This window comes from Salinicoccus sp. RF5 (assembly GCF_020786625.1).
Lineage (GTDB): Bacteria > Bacillota > Bacilli > Staphylococcales > Salinicoccaceae > Salinicoccus.
Window position 1 is genome coordinate 153963 of the sequence record NZ_JAJGRC010000002.1, and the last position, 16506, is coordinate 170468.

The window sequence follows — 16506 nt, forward strand, 5'->3', positions numbered from 1 at the left end:
GAGGTGAAAAAAATGAAATTTGCAAAAGTTTTCTTTAGATTACTTGAAAAAGTTCTCTCATTTTTGACTATAATCTCTTTTATTGGTCTCGTAGCAGTAGTCTTATTGCAGATAGGAGCCAGGTTTACAACTACATCTTTTATTTGGACTGAAGAAACTACAAGATATCTGTTTTTATTCACCATCGCTTTTGGAGCAGGATTAGGTGTCATTAAGAACGAATATATGGGCATCGACTTCATTCTTGAAATATTTTCAGAAAAGGGAAGAGCGTTATATTTAAGGTCTACTTATGTGATTATGATCATAACCAACGGTATTATTGCTTATTATGGTTATGAATTCATTCTACTAGGCCAAGGTCAAGACACTTCAACTTTAGGGTTTAGTATGGCATATATTCATCTTTCAATTTTCCTTATGGCATTTTTTATAATGATCTTTTATATTGAGAAACTTATTGATAAGGATGTGAATTTGCAATGATGGCGTTATTACTTTTTGGTCTATTCTTTCTATTAATGATATTGCGGATTCCAATAGCATTCAGTTTGGCTATTTCGTCTATGATATATCTTTTCGTAAATGGCATTCCACTCAATATTGTTCCTCAGAGAATGTTTGGAGGACTTAATTCCTTTGTTCTTATTTGTATTCCCGGCTTTATACTGGCGGGTAATCTGATGAATGCGAGTGGTATTACAGAAAGAATCATCAAGTTTGCAGACAGCCTTCTTGGTCATATAAGAGGAGGTCTAGGTTTGGCCAACGTAGGTGCTTCTCTTGGTTTTGCCGGGATATCTGGTACTGCACTGGCAGATACTGCAAGTATAGGTTCTGTGATGATTCCTGCGATGAAAAAAAGAGGATATGATGCAAAGTTTGCAGCTGCAGTTACATCATCATCTTCTACGGTAGGTCCCATCATCCCACCTTCATTGCCCCTTATCATAGTAGGTACATTGGCAACAGTTTCAATAGGCGACCTGTTCATAGCAGGAGCAATCCCTGGTTTCATGCTGGGGCTGGGGCTGATGATTCCTACATATTTGATATCAGTAAAAAGAGGATATCCTAAAGAACCGAGAGTACCTATAAAAGGCATTGCTAAAGATTTCTTCGGAGCCTTCTGGGCAATTATGATGGTGGTCATCATACTCTATGGAATTCTTGGAGGCTTCTTCACTCCTACTGAAGCATCAATTATAGCGGTAGTTTATGCCTTCTTGGTTGGGTTATTCATTTACAAAGACTTGAAAATAAAGTCTGTGCCAAACGTTATACTTACCTCAATGGTTCAGACTGCTTCAATAATGATGCTTGTGGCATTTGCTAACCTCTTCGGTTGGATCTTAACGAGTGAAGGCATTCCAGGGATGGTTGCAAACACAATATTGTCCATTAGTGGTAACGATGTAATAGCAATACTGCTAATACTATTACTATTATTAATAGTAGGTACTTTCATGGAAACGATTGCTGCGCTTGTTATTCTATTCCCTGTGCTTTTACCTGTAGCATCACAGGTGGGTATGGATCCAATCCAGTTTGGGATTGTCATGGTTCTAGGACTGGTTATAGGACTATCGACACCACCAGTGGGTGTATGTCTTTTTGTGGCTGCGAGTATCGGAAAAGTCGGCATTTTAACTGTAAGTAAAGAGTTGTTACCGTTTCTGTTCGTAAGTATTATCGTCCTACTCCTTGTAGCCTTTATCCCATCCATTACATTATTCTTACCGAATTTATTTGAATAGGAGCGATTATTCATGAAACAAATTCTAGTAAAAGAACCTAATCAGATTGAAGTTGTCGAAGCAGAAGAAGTTGTGAATATAGAAAACAATGAAGTTAAGGTAAAAGTCTTATATGCCGGACTATGCGGATCAGATGTCCATATCTTTGAGGGGCATAATCCATTTGCGACGTATCCAAGAATTATTGGTCATGAGGTGATGGGCACAGTTGAAAAAGTGGGTGCTGACGTTACAAGCCTTGAACTGGGTGACCAAGTAGTACTTGAGCCAATTAAAACATGTGGAAAATGTAAGCCATGCAAAATTGGTCGTCCGAACATCTGCGAGAAACTGCAAGTCTATGGTGTACACAGAGATGGAGGGATGCAAGATTCATTTGTAATTGAGAGTGACAAGTTGCATAAGGTTTCTTCTGAAGTAGAACCGGAAAAAGCAGTCCTTACAGAGCCTTTGACAATTGGTGCACAGGCTTCTTTTAGAGGAGAAGTAGGGGAGGGTGACACTGTGCTCATTCAAGGTGCTGGCACCATCGGACTCTGTTGTCTTTTAATAGCCAAGTATAAGGGAGCAACGGTGATCGTCTCGGATTTGGATGAAGGTAAACTTTCATTTGCCAAAGAAAAGGGGGCAGATTATACCATTAATGTAGGGGAATATAATTTGTTGGATGAAGTTTATAAATTAACTGATGACAAAGGTGTAGATGTGTCGATGGATGCCGTGGGCATCAATGCAACCTTTGAAAATGCAATCAAATCCTGTGCGCCAGCAGGTAAAGTGGTTGTGCTAGGTTTTGAGGAAAAACCGGCACAGGTGAGTCAGGTGGATATAACAAAAGGTGAACTCGATATACGGGGTTCAAGACTTCAGACACATCAATTCCCATTTGTCGTTGATCTACTGGAACGGAATCTGATCAATGTGGAGGATATTGTGACTCATATTAAAGATAAAGACGAGATTACAGAAGCCTTAGAGCTTTTTAAAGATGATAACAGCAGGAAGATTCTTATTAAATTTTAGGCGGGGATCCCATGGAGATGACATTCAGATGGTTTGGAGATCAAAACGACTCTGTAAACCTTTCAGATATAAGACAGATACCGAATGTTAAAGGAATTGTTTGGACGCTATTAAATCAGCCTGTAGGAGAGGCTTGGCCAGAAGAGGAGATCGCCCGAGAGGTGTCGAAAATCAAAGAAAATGGTTTTCATCCGGAGGTGGTCGAGAGCCTGAATATTCATGAAGATATTAAACTGGGTAAGCCTACGAGGGATGACTATATTAAGAAATATATAGATACGATGGAAATTTTGTCAAAGCATGGGGTTAGAGTGATTTGCTATAATTTCATGCCGGTTTTCGATTGGATAAGAACAGACTTGGAGAGGCCACTCGAGGATAATTCGACAGCAATGCATTATGAGCATAAAATATTGGATGATATGAGTCCAAAAGACCTTATTCATAACATGAAAGAGAATACTTCTTTTGAACTTCCAGGTTGGGAGAAGGAGAAGTTGGACATAATTCAAGATTTGTTTAAAGCTTATGAAAGTGTCACGAGGGAAAGTCTTTGGGATAACTTACAATACTTTTTGGAAGCAGTAATACCTAAAGCGGAAGAACTGGATATAAGATTAGCAATTCATCCTGACGATCCACCATGGTCACTATTTAATTTGCCCAGAATCATCTCCAATGAAAGAGACATCAATAGACTGATTAATTTGTATCCGAGTACCCACAACGGTTTTACTTTTTGCACAGGTTCCCTCGGGGCCAATAGGGATAACGATCTAGTGGAAATAGCTAAAAAATATGTTGACCATATATTTTTTGCGCATATTCGCAATATCAGATATTTAAATGACACGGATTTTGTTGAAACTTCGCATAGAGAATGTGACGGAAACATTCCAATTTTATCAGTCTTAGAAACACTATATAGAAATGATTTCAAATATTATATACGACCTGATCATGGAAGACAATTATGGAATGAAGAGTGTAGACCTGGATATGGGCTGTATGACAGAGCGCTTGGCATAATGTATATGAATGGAATCATCGATCATCTTGATAAGGAGGATAAAAAATGAGTTACTTTGAAGGCAAGAATGTAGTAGTAACTGGAGGTACAGGGATATTGTGCAAGGCAATGGCTGAGTTTCTTGTGAAGGAAGGTGCCAACGTAGCCGTTTTATCAAGAGGGGAAGAAGCGGGGCTTTCGGTCGAAGAGGAACTGTCTGGTCAGCTTGGTAAATGTAAATTCATTCAGTGTGATGTTTTGGATGAAGATTCAGTGAAAAATGCTAAGAAGAATTTTAATGAAACTTTCGGTACGTGCAATATCTTAATAAATGGGGCTGGAGGCAACAATCCAAAAGCCTCCACAACATTCGAAACTCATACTGATGCAACTGTTGAAGGACAGGGATTTAAAGATTTGGATTTGAAAAGTTTTTCCAAGACCATGGATCTTAATTTCATGGGTACCGTAATTCCTACACAAATATTTGCAGAAGATATGGTTGATGATGGAAACGGCACTATATTAAACATCAGTTCAATGAGTGCTTTCGCTCCAATGACGAAAGTTCCTGCCTATAGTGCAGGAAAAGCCTCAATAAATAACTTTACCCAATGGCTGGCAGTATACTACGGGGAAGCTAATATTAGAGTAAATGCAATTGCGCCTGGTTTTTTCATTACTAAACAGAACCATGATCTATTGATAGATTCTAATGGAAAATATACAGAAAGAGCTCAAAAGATTCTGAACAATACACCAATGAATAGGTTTGGCGATCCGCAAGATTTGATTGGCCCAGTAAAATGGTTATTGAATGATGAGGAGTCTAACTTTGTAACTGGAGTTGTAGTTCCGATAGACGGAGGATTCATGGCTTATTCAGGAGTCTGAAATCAATGGAAATATTAAAAAAGAATGGATGCTACTTCATATGATATAGCATCCATTCTTTTTTTGAACTATTTTAAAGTAAACGTTTCCAATGGAAATCTTATTTGAAGTAACCGTTTACACTCATTGACTTGTTTACAGACACCCTTTATAATTAGTTAGTCTAACTAACCAAAGGGGTGATCCCGTGCGTATCGAACAGGAATTTTTTGAAGCCTATATGGCAATATACCGCCCTTATATCAACCGGGCAAACAGTGTCCTGTCGACATATAAGCTGTACAGTTCCCAGTGGCTGATACTGAAGGATATCGAAAAGAATGGTACGACGACCTCAGTGGATGTGAGCCGGCGGCGGGGAATCGAGAAGCCGACGGCGACGAAAGTGATCAAGCATCTGCTTGAACTCGGCCTCATCCAATCTCATCAGGGAGAAGATCGCCGTATTAAATATTTGACGATGACGGAGGAAGGAAAGCGCCTTTACGACGAAGTCAGCGATAAGATGAATCAGATGCAGCAAGAAGTGCTGAAGGATTTTGAAATTGACGAGGTTCAAGAGCTGATTGCATCACTCAGGAGAATGAACTTATAGAAAGGTGTGCTACTTTGCAGAATAAAGATTATTCAAATGATGGAATCTGGACAAAGGAATTTGTTGTCATATTCATGTACCATTTCATCATCATGTTTGCCATGTATGTGTCCATGGTCACGATTGGAAGTTTCGCAATCGACAATTACAATGCTTCTGCCAGTACGGCGGGTCTAGTAGCAAGCATTTTCATCATAGGAGTGCTCGCTGGTCGTGCATTGACGGGCCAGCAAATCAACCGCTTGGGTGCGCGGCGTCTTCTCTATATAGGAACGATCTTATTCTTTGCAACATATGCCCTTTATTTTATCGATGGGAGTTTGTCACTGCTCATCATCACACGTTTCCTCAATGGTTTTGCCACCGGGCTGATCAGTACCGCACTCAACACATTGGCGACCATATCCGTTCCAGAAAGGCGTCGGGGAGAGGGGATTAGCTACTTCAGTCTGAGCTTTGTACTCGGATCGGCAATCGGTCCGTTCCTTGGCTTCCTATTGGCAGATACCATCCCATACAACGTGATGCTGCTGATTGTTGCAGTACTGGTGCTGATTGTGGCCATGACCATTCCGATGATCCGTACGAACAACATCAAACGTCCAATGAAGCCGACTGTAAAAGGTTTCAAGATGGTCGACCGCGATGCACTGCCGATGGGCTTCTCAATTCTGTTCATGGGCCTTGCGTACGCAGGCGTGCTGTCCTTCCTGAACATGTATGCACAGGAAGTGGATCTCGTGACTGCAGCAAGTTTCTTCTTCATCGTCTATGCCATATCCATTACATTGACGCGTCCATTTACAGGTAAACTGATGGACCAGAAAGGCGCCAACATCGTCCTGTACCCTGCATTCATATTGATGGCGATAGGATTCTTCATGCTTGGAAGTGCCACGACGGGGCTGGTCCTCCTGGCTTCCAGCATCCTCATCGGTTTCGGTTACGGAAACTTCCAGTCCATTGCCCAGACTGTCTGTGTCAACCTGGCTTCCCGGGAGAACGTAGGGCTTGCGACCAGCACATATTTCATCATGCTAGAAATAGGCTTGGGATTCGGGCCATTCTTCCTTGGGTTCCTTGTTCCATCACTCGGTTATGGCGGGCTCTATCAGTTCCTCGTCATTTCCGTGCTCATTGCGATGGGCATATTCCATTTCGTCTACGGTCGTCATGAGAGTGCCGAGAAGCATATGTCGCAGCAGGATTTGAAATAGATCTAAATAAAATGAGGGTAAGAGTTTTAAGTGTCCATAAAAATTGCCGCTCCGGTTCAAACCGGAGCGGCAATTTTTTATAAGGTATTTTCTAACCGTGTATGCCTTGGATTGTTATCCGAATTCCCCTTGGACAAGTGGTTTCGCTTTTTCTTGCTCCTGTACGTGTGCCTTTGTATAAGTCAGGGTTTTTCCTGTCATGCCAAAGAAAATGGTAAGGATCGGGCAGAGCAGGCAGAAGAAGGCAAATGGCAGGTAGGATAGGGTAGGGACGCCAAGCACGCTTGCGATGAAGACACCGCAGACGCTCCATGGTACGAGTGGGTTGATGACTGTACCCGCATCCTCTGCAACCCGTGACAAGTTCTTGTTTTCAAGTCCAACTTTTTCATATTGCCTCTGGAATGTCTCCGTAGTAAGAAGTATGGACAGATATTGTTCGCCGATAAGTATATTGATGCCGATGGCATTGAGAGCGGAACCGAGTATGACGCTCTTTACGTTTTTGAGCATACTTTCTATGGCTGCAAACAGTCTTGGAACGATGCCCAGTTTGAAGAGGAGTCCTCCCATACCAAGTGCAAGAAGCACGATGCCGATGGTGAAGAACATGCTTTCCATGCCTCCCCTGGACAGCAGCTGATCGATCTGTTCTATTCCAGTTTCAGAAACGAATCCGCCGAACAGTATGCCGAATATGCTGCCTATGGAAGGCACTGTATGCATTACCGACAGGACTAGTGCGCTGATGATGCCTGCAGTAAGTGAAATGAGGGCGGGAGCCCGCATCAATGAGAATACAAGCAGAACTCCAAGTGGGATGATGGCGTTATACCAGCTGATCAGTCCAGTTTCCATCAACCCCTGTTGATAGATTTCCATTTCTCCGAAGTTGGCCGAGGAGATATTCGGCGACATGAAGGCGAACAGGACCAGAGCGATCAGGAATGCTGGTATGGTCGTCCACATCATGTTTTTGATATGCTCGAAAAGGTCAACTTTAAGTATACTTGATGCCATGTTGGTCGTGTCTGATAGTGGGGACATCTTATCCCCGAAAAATGCACCTGATACAATTGCACCGGCTGTCATGGCCAATGATATGTCGAGTGCGCCTGAAATGCCGATGAAGGCGAGGCCCACGGTGCCCACCGTCGTCAATGAACTGCCGACGCATATGCCGACTATTGAAGTGACGATGAGTACGACTGCAAGATAAAAATTCGGTGTAACAAGTTCGAATCCGCCATAGATCAATGTCGGTATGGTGCCGCTATAGATCCAGGAAGCAATGAGCATACCGATCATGAAGAAGATGAATACAGCCCCCATCCCTGAGACTGCCCCTTCCGAGAAGCCTTCCTGCAGCTTCTGGTAGGGTATCCTCTTTGCCATTCCATACAAGATCAGCAGAAGCAGTGAGAGCATCAACGGTATATGTGGCACTGTCTCGAAATAGATGATGCTCGTGCTGATTATGATCACGATAGCGGCTACGACGGCAAGTGCTTCGAATAACGATGGTGTCTGTGCAGGTTTAATGCGGAACATGGAAATCCCCCTTTGTTTTAATCGTTCATCAAACCAGTTCCAATAAAAGCAGTTTCGGATTTTCTAGAAGTGACTTAAACCTGTTCGTGAATGCGATTGCCTCCCCTCCATCGGCAACGCGGTGGTCGAATGTCAATGTGATGTTCATCATGGAACGGATGACGATCTCATCATTCTGATCCACCACCGGCATCTTTTTGGTCTTATGGAAAGCCATCAGAGCGACCTCCGGATAATTGATGATGGGTGTCGCCCCGATACTGCCGAGCGGTCCGACATTGCTGATGGTGAATGTGCTGCCTGTGACCTCCTTTCCTGTAATATTGTTTTCCATCGCCTTTGCAGTGAGTGACTTCATCTCTTTGTGGATATCTGAGAGTGACTTTCCTTCTGCATTCCTGATCACCGGAACAATCAGCCCCTCAGTAGTGTCTGTGGCAATGCCCATATGAACGGAATCCTTGAGAAGGATCCGACCGTTTTCTTCGTCCAATTCAGAATTGAAGATCGGATAATCATTGAGCGCAATAGCCAACGCTTTAATGAAGAATGCTGCTACGGAAATGGAAGCTTCAGGCTTCAGTTCCTGCCTGAAGGCGAGGAGTTCCGTCATATCCACTTCTTCCATATGAGCGACGTGCGGTATCGTATAGATGGATTGGGTCATCTTTTTGGCGATCTGTTTGCGTCGTCCTTTGAATGGAATCCAATTCTCCTCTTCCGTCGGGTCTTCGGCTGCCTTCTTGGTGGCAGGAGCCACTTTTTCCCCTTTATCTACAGCCTCTTCCGGACCCTTGAAACTTTTCACATCTTCGACTGTAATGCGGCCATCTTTACCGGTCCCTTTAATCTGTTCGATATCCACTTCAAGTTCCCTGGCAATCTTTCTGGTATAAGGTGCGGCCTTGATTCTGACGGGTCCCTTCACTTCTCTTTTCCGATCATGATCTGGTGCCGTTTCTGATGGTTCGGATGTCTCTGAATCATTCTTCGGTGCCGCCTCATCTTCTTCGATGGATGCATTTCCGGCATCTATGGTCAGTATGGTGGTGCCTACGGATATGGTGGCCCCTTCTTCCACCAGAATATCCTTTATTCTTCCTCCCTTGGGAGCGGTCAGTTCAGTTACCATCTTTTCTGTCTGTACTTCGATGATGGGCTGGTCTTCATTGACATCTTCCCCTTCTTTGACGAAGTAGGTGATGACATCCCCTTCAGTCATGCCTTCTCCAATATCATGCAATTTAACCTCTACCACTGCTGGTCCCCTCCTTAGAAATCCATTACTTTCTGTACGGCATGTAACGTCCGTTCCGGTGTCGGGAGGAAATGTTCCTCCAGTGCCCAGAATGGTACATGAACATCTGCGCCCGTCACTCTCTCGATTGGTGATTTAAGATAGAGGAAGGAAGTGTCGTTGACGATTGAAATGATGTCATTGCCGAGACCGCCGGTGGACTGGGCTTCATGCACGATTACACAGCGGTTGGTCTTTTGTACGGACGCTGCAATGATGTCCTTGTCGATGGGGGAGAGGGTACGCAGGTCGATCACATCGCAGGTGATCCCCTTTTCCTCCGCAAGCTGTGCAGCTTTTTTTATGACGGGCACCATCGCTCCCCAGGCAATCAGTGTGACATCTTCCCCTTCCACAAGAAGTTCCCCCTTGCCGATTTCAACTTCATATTTACCCTCGGGTACTTCATCCTTATATGCACGGTAGAGCTTCAGAGGTTCGAGGAAAAGGACGGGGTCCGGATCCTCAATGGCTGAAATGAGGAGACCTTTTGCATCATATGCATTGGATGGACATACCACTTTAATGCCCGGCATATGGGTGAAGAGTGCCTCCATGCTGTCAGAATGTATCTCCGGCGCCCGGACTCCAGCTCCATACGGTGCGCGGATGACCATCGGGACGGTAAAAGCACCCATCGATCTGTAGCGCATCCGCGTAGCATGCGTCATCACCTGTTCATAGGCAGGATAGATGAAGCCGAAGAACTGGATCTCGGCGACGGGCAGCATGCCGTTCATCGCCATGCCGATTGAAGTTCCGATGATGCCGGATTCGCTCAAAGGCGTATCGAATACACGGTCTTCCCCAAAGCTTTCCTGCAGGCCGTCCGTCGCACGAAAGACACCGCCATTGATCCCTACATCTTCACCGAGCACGACCATTTCTTCCCGTTCCTGGAGCATGGTGCGAAGCCCGTCATTGATTGCCTGGACCGGCGTCATACTGTTGGTCTTCACTGTCGTCATTTTTCGGAGCCCCCTTTCAGATATTCCATATATGCTTTCTTCTGCTCTTCGATGGGCCATGTAGGAGACTCGAACATATGGTCATATATATCATTCACATCAGGTTCCGGCATGGATTCCATTTCCTTTACGGCTTCATCAATTTCAGACTTGATGTCCTTTTCGAAGTCTTCCGCCCACTGGGCATCCCAATAGCCTTCTGATTTCATGAATGCCTCAAGTCTCGATAATGGGTCATTCAGCAGGTTTTTCCTGTTCTCTGTTTCGTTGTCTCGGTACTTTGTCGGGTCATCCGCCGTCGTGTGGGCACCATATCTCCATGTGACTGCCTCTATCAATGTTGGTCCTTCACCATTCCTGGCCCTTTCCAGGGCTTTCATGGTTTCGTGGTGGACGGCGAATATATCGTTGCCGTCCACCCTCACACCTGGCATACCGTAGGCGACGGCCTTCTGGGCAATTGTTTCCGAATTCATCTGTTTCCATACAGGGACGGAAATTGCGTAACGGTTGTTCTGATTGAAGAAGACCACAGGCGCCTTGAATACACTGGCGAAGTTCATTCCTTCATGGAAGTCCCCTTCAGAAGTGGCACCATCACCAAAATAGGCGATGACCGCCTGGGAGGACTCCCTGTATCTGCTGGCCATTGCTGCACCGGTGGCCAGAGGCAGCTGTGTTGCAATCGGTACGGAAGGGGGAACGATGTTGCGTCCTTCCGGCGGACGGTTGCCTTCGACCCGTCCCTTCCACGTGGAAATTATTGCGTAGGAGCCGCCGAAGGTGATGCTGGCTGCATGGTCCCTGTATGTAGGGAACATCCAGTCATCTTCCCGTAGGGCCAGTGCGCTGCCGACCTGGGCAGCCTCCTGCCCATTGAAGCCGGGATAGGTCCCGATTCTGCCCTGACGCTGAAGATTGATCGCTTTCTGATCGAAAGTACGCATGCACAGCATCTGACGGTAGAACTTCCTGCAATCTTCGATATTGATTTCGTTCCGGTATGTATCATCGACAAGGTTGCCTTCGCTGTCGATGATCTGCTTCATAGGAAACTGTTCTGTAATATCCTGTTGGTGTGTATTTCTGTTTTCGATTGGTGTATGCATGAAATCACTCCCTTACTTCCCATTTGGGACGACGTTTTCTGGAAAAGAAATTGTTCCGGTGCTTCTGTTCCTCGAGCACATGTGTCACCTTCTGATTTGCAGCGTCGGTAGTCGTTGTCGCATCCATTTCTGCCTGCTGATAAATCTTCAGAAGGGATTGATAGATGGTTTTGGTTTTCGCAAGGACACGCTTTGGATTAGGACCATACAGTTCATCAGCGACCTGAATCAGCCCTCCGGCATTGACGATGAAGTCAGGGGCATAGAGTATACCGGACTGTTGGAGCTTTTCCGCTATGGAATTGTCGGAAAGCTGATTGTTTGCTGATCCCACCACCGCTTTCACCTGCAGTTGCTTAAGCGTTTCATCGTTGATGATTCCACCCATTGCGCATGGGACGAAGATGTCGGCTTCAACACCATAGATTTCATCGCTTTCCACAATCTTCAGCTCTCCAGTGGTCCCGGAGGCATAGTTCTCAATACTGAGGATCGCTGCCTCGTTGATGTCTGTAACGAAGAGTTTGGCTCCAGCCTCGAGCAGCTGCTCAGCTACTTTATATCCGACTTTGCCGAGTCCCTGGATGGCATAGCTGCGCTTGCCGAGGTCACGGCTGTTGAACAGGTGCTCATTGGTCGCCTCAAGAGCGTAGAGCACGCCCTGTGCAGTAGGTATGGATGAGTCTCCGCTGCCGCCATACTCTTCAGGAATCCCATTGATGAAGTGCGTCTCCTTGAATGCCTCCACAAAATCTTCGGTAGTGGTTCCCATGTCCGTTCCGGTATAGAAGCGGCCATTCAGGGAATCGACGAACTGGCCGAATGACCGGAATAGAGCCGGGGATTTGTCGGTTGCCGGATCAGCGATGATGACCGCTTTGCCGCCACCGAAGTCGAGGCCGGAAGCCGCACATTTATGGGTCATGCCCTCTGAAAGTCTAAGGACATCATCCAAAGCGGCATCGACACTTTCGTAGGGATACATCCGCGTGCCGCCCAGGGCGGGGCCGAGGGTAGTATCATGTATTGCTATGATTGCCTGAAGTCCGGTTGCCGGATCGTTGCAGAAGAGCACCTGCTCATGGCCTGCTATCTTTTCAAACATGTCTTTCGTTTCCGTTCTGCTGTATTCCATCTGTTTCAAAGTAATCCCTCCTGAAATTATTCATGCCTTCTGATGCGCGAGTCTTTTTTTCATGGTATTTTTCGGCATTATCGCCTGGACGACTTCCCCTTTGCCGATGATGCCCTCAGCGTTGCGGGCGATCACTTCCGTCGTGGCACGTGCAGGGGTGAGATGCACAAGCTTCGCCTCATGCACCACTTTGGACCCGATTGGTGAAGGGGCAGAGTGGGTGAGTGATACAGACGCCCCGGCACTTTCTTCGTCAGTCTCCAAGTAAGGGAGAAGCAGATCTCGGGATGCACACTCCATGTGATAGACCATGGAAGCGGTCGAATATACAGGGTGCACGACCTCCCCATGGAACTGGGCGAACATCTCCTCAGTCACTGTGATTTCAAGGATTTGCAAGATGCCTGTTTCAATACTGTCTTTCAAATGATCACCACCTGATTAATGTGAAAACGCTTACAAATAGACTGAAAAAAATTTGGTGAATATTCCAAATACAAATAAAATTATATATACCCGACAGTTAACCGTCAACTGCAAATAAAAATATTGAGGCCTGATTCCGTGAAGAATCAGGCCTCAATATGCATCAGGACACCTTTCAGGGCTTTTTGAACATGTTCGCTCATCAATGTTTCAGCGCGCTCTGCATCCCGGTCAGCTAAGGCATCGTATATTCTCTGGTGCTCTTCGATGAAGGAGGTGTAGAACGGTTCGCCAACCATGCAGTTCCTCATGTAGTGGAGCTTTACCTTGATTGCTTCAAGCAGTTTAATGAGGTGGTTGTTGTTGGAGCTCTCTATGATGATCGTATGGAATTCCTGGTCGTAGGTTCCGAGTTCGGAGGAGGAGGAATCGAGTTTCTTGGTTTCCTCGATATTCTGTGCAAGCCGTCTGAGGGTGTCCTCATCCAGGTTTTTCAACGCGAGACGGATGGCCAGTACTTCAAGACTTTCCCGGCATTCGAATATGTCGACGATATCTTTTCTCGAAGGGTTGTAGACCTTTACCAGTCCATCGTTATAGAGGAGCAGCCCGTCTTGAATCAGCATCCGGACCGCTTCCCTCACGGTACCGCGGCTGACTCCAAGCTCTTTGGCGGTCCGTGCCTCAACAATCCTGTCTTCAGGCTTCAGTTTTCCATTCATGATGGATTCCTTGATCAGGTGATAGGCCTGTATGTGCAGGGATTCGGCTTTTATAATTTTGCTCACTTGCATCAGCTCATTTCTGAATTGAAGATATTCACCCTGGCCGCGGGATGTCGGCAGTAATTCATGTGTCGATGCGACCATATTCATTCATATCAAATATACCATAGATCTAATTCATTTCGTCCTCTTCATCAAAGAGTTCTATGAACTTTTGGGCACTTTTTGACAAGTATCTGTCCTTCAACCAGATTACGGCGGATTCAGAATGGAGTGTATCCTCTTTAATCTTCATCATCTTCACTTTCCCTGGATTGTGCTTCTGATAGGCAAGTTCCGGGATGATCGCAGCCCCGACGCCTTCACTTACAAGTTCCAGTATCATGTCGACATCCGGACACATGGTGACTACTTTTGGGGAAGCATTGTAATTTTTGACCTGGTCGAGAATCAGTTCATACTGTCCGCGGCCACTGGTTCGCCTGAGCAGCAGTAAGGGCAAAGCGGATAGGAGCTCCATACATATCGTATTATCATCACCTTCGACAAGCCATTCATCTGGAAGTACAGCTACATAATCTTCCATGGGGAGACGTTTATGATGAAATTCATCAAGTTCCAGGGGGAGGCGGATGACTGCAAAATCTATCCTGCGGTTTTTAAGGTCTTCGGCCAGTGAGGCAGAGTCCCCCTCCTTGAGTTCAAACGTTATATCCGGGTAATTTTCTCCGAACCTTTTCATCTTTCTGGGGATATGTGAGAATGCTGATTTTACGCATCCAATGCTCAATTTACCCCGCATCCCTTCTCCAGTATCCTGGACCTCCAACAGCGTCTCCTCGAAAAACTCGAAGATCGTTTCGCATCTTTGGTAGAGGGTCCTCCCTGCTTCAGTCAATTCCATCCGTCTTCCATTGCGGTCGAACAGTGGAGTGCCGATACTATGTTCCAGGTTTTTCAGACTCTGGCTCAAAGGGGGTTGGGCGATATGAAGTTTTTTTGCAGCTTTCGTAATCTGTCCTTCGGTGGCAATGGTGTGGAAATATTTAAGCTGTCTCATATCCATTCTTCAATCGCTCTCCTATATACTTTAAAAGTATGGTTTATATATATTATATATATTTTTAATATAATATCAAAGGTGCTATTCTATAGCCAGGTTGAATTTTCCGAATATTCAAGTCGAACATACACCGGAGTTCAGCTTTTTTAATTCATCTGTTTGTAAGCGTTTTCTATTAAGTGGCTCTCAGGTGATAAATTAAAGGGGGAAATACCATGCCAGCTAAAACAGGCGCACAGTATATCGAAAATCTCAGGAAAGCAAATAACAATGTCTACATACACGGTGAACGTGTAGAGGATGTAACGACGCATCCAGCATTCAAAGGCGCAGTGAATTCAATGGCCAGACTATATGATCTGCAGTATGAAAAGCCCGAGAAGATGCTCTATACATCACCAACTACAGGCGACAAGGTCGGCAAGACATTCATGGTGCCTGAAACCGTCGAACAGCTCATTGAGAGACGAGAAGCCATCATGGAATGGCAAGGGGTTACGAAAGGCCTGATGGGCCGTGCACCTGACTACCTGAACTCCGAAGTCATGACGATGGCCAAGGCATTTGAATTCTACGGGCAGGGCAGCAATCCTGAATTTGCAGAAAATGCAAGAAGATACGCTGAGTATGCAAGAGAGAATGATATCAGTCTGACGCATACGCTCATCCATCCTCAGGTCAACCGCTCAAAAATGCAGGCCGACCAGGACGATGCGAACGTAGCGCTACATGTAGTAGAGAAGAATGACGACGGTGTAGTTGTAAGTGGAATCCGTCTCCTGGCTACACAGGCAGGCATCACGGATGAAATCTTCGTCTTCCCGTCCACAGTCGTGAAGAGCGGTGCGAAAGACGATCCTTATTCCCTCGCATTTGCAATCCCGAATAATACGCCTGGTCTCAAGTACTTGAGTCGCGAATCCTTCGACTACGGTAAAAACAGCTACGACCATCCAGTAGGATCCCAGTTTGAGGAAGGGGATGCAATCGTTTCATTCGATAATGTGCTGGTTCCTTGGGATCGTGTCTTCATTTTGGAGGATTCCGATCTTTGCAACCGTGCATTTGCCGATACAAGTGCAGTAGTCCATATGTCGCACCAGGTCATTGCGAAAGATGTGGCCAAGCTTGAATTCCTTCTCGGTGTGACTTTGAAACTCATGGATTCGATTGGAATCGACGGTTTCCAGCATGTCAAAGACAAAGGTACTGAAATCATGCTGACGCTTGAAAATATGAAGTCCCATCTCTATAGGGCGGAACATAATGCGAAGCTAGATAAATGGGGCATGATGACACCTGACTTTGAGGCGTTGAACGCAGCTAGAAACTGGTTTCCACGTGTCTATCCACGCATGACTGAAATTCTGAGGATACTTGGCGCATCCGGACTTATGGGCATCCCGACATATGATGATTTCTCGAATGATGAGATCGGTCCGATCCTCAACCGGGCAATGCAGGGCAAGAATGTTGAAGGGTTTGAACGTGTCCAGCTCTTCAGACTTGCATGGGACATGACGATGAGTTCCTTCGGTACACGACAGACGCATTACGAATACTACTTCTTCGGAGACCCCGTCAAGATGGGCATGGCATACTTCGACCAGTACGATAAAGATTCCCTGGTTAAGGAAGTGGATGAATTCCTCAAGCAGCAGGATGTAAAACGTCCAAACTTCAATGCAACACAACGTGTCTGAATCTGAATGTCCAGCATTATCAGATATAGCATAA

Annotated in this window: 16 protein-coding genes; 8 read left to right on the forward strand and 8 right to left on the reverse strand. The window is 45.5% G+C overall.

The window, feature by feature from the left end; genetic code table 11:
• Positions 1 to 12 precede the first annotated feature (12 nt).
• The 7 genes from LLU09_RS07770 to LLU09_RS07800 all read left to right on the forward strand — a co-directional run bounded on the left by LLU09_RS07770 (position 13) and on the right by LLU09_RS07800 (position 6495).
• Positions 13 to 486, forward strand: a complete 474-nt coding sequence (locus LLU09_RS07770; RefSeq protein WP_094906181.1) for a TRAP transporter small permease — start codon at positions 13 to 15, stop codon at positions 484 to 486.
• The gene (locus LLU09_RS07775) at positions 483 to 1757 is read left to right on the forward strand and encodes a TRAP transporter large permease (RefSeq protein WP_094906182.1); all 1275 of its coding nucleotides are present in this window, start codon (positions 483 to 485) and stop codon (positions 1755 to 1757) included. The genes LLU09_RS07770 and LLU09_RS07775 overlap by 4 nt, the downstream gene beginning before the upstream one ends.
• A gap of 12 nt (positions 1758 to 1769) precedes the next feature.
• Positions 1770 to 2780, forward strand: coding sequence for a zinc-binding alcohol dehydrogenase family protein (locus tag LLU09_RS07780; protein WP_094906183.1), 1011 nt, complete (start codon positions 1770 to 1772; stop codon positions 2778 to 2780).
• 11 nt (positions 2781 to 2791) lie between these two features.
• Positions 2792 to 3859 (forward strand): mannonate dehydratase, encoded by a 1068-nt coding sequence (gene uxuA / locus LLU09_RS07785; protein ID WP_228311255.1) that lies wholly within the window; start codon positions 2792 to 2794, stop codon positions 3857 to 3859.
• On the forward strand, positions 3856 to 4683 hold the full coding sequence (locus tag LLU09_RS07790) for an SDR family oxidoreductase (RefSeq protein WP_228311256.1): 828 nt from the start codon (positions 3856 to 3858) through the stop codon (positions 4681 to 4683). Before uxuA ends, LLU09_RS07790 begins: the two co-directional genes overlap by 4 nt.
• 187 nt (positions 4684 to 4870) lie before the next feature.
• Complete coding sequence (locus LLU09_RS07795; RefSeq protein ID WP_228311257.1) at positions 4871 to 5278, forward strand: MarR family winged helix-turn-helix transcriptional regulator; 408 nt, start codon at positions 4871 to 4873, stop codon at positions 5276 to 5278.
• Between the two features lie 14 nt (positions 5279 to 5292).
• Positions 5293 to 6495: an MFS transporter gene (locus tag LLU09_RS07800; protein WP_228311258.1), complete on the forward strand. Its 1203-nt coding sequence runs from the start codon at positions 5293 to 5295 to the stop codon at positions 6493 to 6495.
• A 114-nt stretch (positions 6496 to 6609) separates the two neighbouring features.
• Here the strand turns inward: LLU09_RS07800 and nhaC are convergent, their stop codons facing one another.
• The 8 genes from nhaC to LLU09_RS07840 all read right to left on the reverse strand — a co-directional run bounded on the left by nhaC (position 6610) and on the right by LLU09_RS07840 (position 14766).
• On the reverse strand, positions 6610 to 8046 hold the full coding sequence (nhaC, locus tag LLU09_RS07805) for a Na+/H+ antiporter NhaC (RefSeq protein ID WP_040106212.1): 1437 nt from the start codon (positions 8044 to 8046) through the stop codon (positions 6610 to 6612).
• A 28-nt stretch (positions 8047 to 8074) separates the two neighbouring features.
• Positions 8075 to 9304, reverse strand: coding sequence for a dihydrolipoamide acetyltransferase family protein (locus LLU09_RS07810; protein ID WP_228311259.1), 1230 nt, complete (start codon positions 9302 to 9304; stop codon positions 8075 to 8077).
• A 14-nt stretch (positions 9305 to 9318) separates the two neighbouring features.
• Positions 9319 to 10311, reverse strand: a complete 993-nt coding sequence (locus LLU09_RS07815; protein WP_222998663.1) for an alpha-ketoacid dehydrogenase subunit beta — start codon at positions 10309 to 10311, stop codon at positions 9319 to 9321.
• Complete coding sequence (pdhA, locus tag LLU09_RS07820) at positions 10308 to 11420, reverse strand: pyruvate dehydrogenase (acetyl-transferring) E1 component subunit alpha (protein WP_228311260.1); 1113 nt, start codon at positions 11418 to 11420, stop codon at positions 10308 to 10310. Before pdhA ends, LLU09_RS07815 begins: the two co-directional genes overlap by 4 nt.
• 4 nt (positions 11421 to 11424) lie before the next feature.
• Positions 11425 to 12555, reverse strand: a complete 1131-nt coding sequence (locus LLU09_RS07825) for a Glu/Leu/Phe/Val dehydrogenase dimerization domain-containing protein (RefSeq protein WP_040106347.1) — start codon at positions 12553 to 12555, stop codon at positions 11425 to 11427.
• A gap of 30 nt (positions 12556 to 12585) precedes the next feature.
• Positions 12586 to 12981 (reverse strand): thioesterase family protein, encoded by a 396-nt coding sequence (locus LLU09_RS07830; protein WP_228311261.1) that lies wholly within the window; start codon positions 12979 to 12981, stop codon positions 12586 to 12588.
• Positions 12982 to 13127: 146 nt separating this feature from the next.
• Positions 13128 to 13850 carry a GntR family transcriptional regulator gene (locus LLU09_RS07835; RefSeq protein WP_228311262.1) on the reverse strand — a complete coding sequence of 241 codons (723 nt, stop codon included), beginning with the start codon at positions 13848 to 13850 and terminating at the stop codon, positions 13128 to 13130.
• 28 nt (positions 13851 to 13878) lie between these two features.
• A complete protein-coding gene (locus LLU09_RS07840) occupies positions 13879 to 14766 on the reverse strand; it encodes a LysR family transcriptional regulator (protein ID WP_228311263.1) in 888 nt (295 codons plus the stop codon).
• Positions 14767 to 14984: 218 nt separating this feature from the next.
• On the opposite strand from LLU09_RS07840, the gene hpaB reads away from it, so the two are divergent.
• Positions 14985 to 16472, forward strand: coding sequence for a 4-hydroxyphenylacetate 3-monooxygenase, oxygenase component (gene hpaB / locus LLU09_RS07845; protein ID WP_228311264.1), 1488 nt, complete (start codon positions 14985 to 14987; stop codon positions 16470 to 16472).
• Positions 16473 to 16506: the final 34 nt, after the last annotated feature.

Coding starts and splice junctions, on each gene's coding strand:
- LLU09_RS07780 (WP_094906183.1), top strand. CDS start 1,770: ATGAAACAAATTCTAGTAAAAGAACCTAATCAGATTGAAGTTGTCGAA.
- LLU09_RS07775 (WP_094906182.1), top strand. CDS start 483: ATGATGGCGTTATTACTTTTTGGTCTATTCTTTCTATTAATGATATTG.
- LLU09_RS07835 (WP_228311262.1), bottom strand. CDS start 13,850: ATGGTCGCATCGACACATGAATTACTGCCGACATCCCGCGGCCAGGGT.
- LLU09_RS07770 (WP_094906181.1), top strand. CDS start 13: ATGAAATTTGCAAAAGTTTTCTTTAGATTACTTGAAAAAGTTCTCTCA.
- LLU09_RS07840 (WP_228311263.1), bottom strand. CDS start 14,766: ATGAGACAGCTTAAATATTTCCACACCATTGCCACCGAAGGACAGATT.
- LLU09_RS07825 (WP_040106347.1), bottom strand. CDS start 12,555: ATGGAATACAGCAGAACGGAAACGAAAGACATGTTTGAAAAGATAGCA.
- hpaB (WP_228311264.1), top strand. CDS start 14,985: ATGCCAGCTAAAACAGGCGCACAGTATATCGAAAATCTCAGGAAAGCA.
- uxuA (WP_228311255.1), top strand. CDS start 2,792: ATGGAGATGACATTCAGATGGTTTGGAGATCAAAACGACTCTGTAAAC.
- nhaC (WP_040106212.1), bottom strand. CDS start 8,046: ATGTTCCGCATTAAACCTGCACAGACACCATCGTTATTCGAAGCACTT.
- pdhA (WP_228311260.1), bottom strand. CDS start 11,420: ATGCATACACCAATCGAAAACAGAAATACACACCAACAGGATATTACA.
- LLU09_RS07790 (WP_228311256.1), top strand. CDS start 3,856: ATGAGTTACTTTGAAGGCAAGAATGTAGTAGTAACTGGAGGTACAGGG.
- LLU09_RS07815 (WP_222998663.1), bottom strand. CDS start 10,311: ATGACGACAGTGAAGACCAACAGTATGACGCCGGTCCAGGCAATCAAT.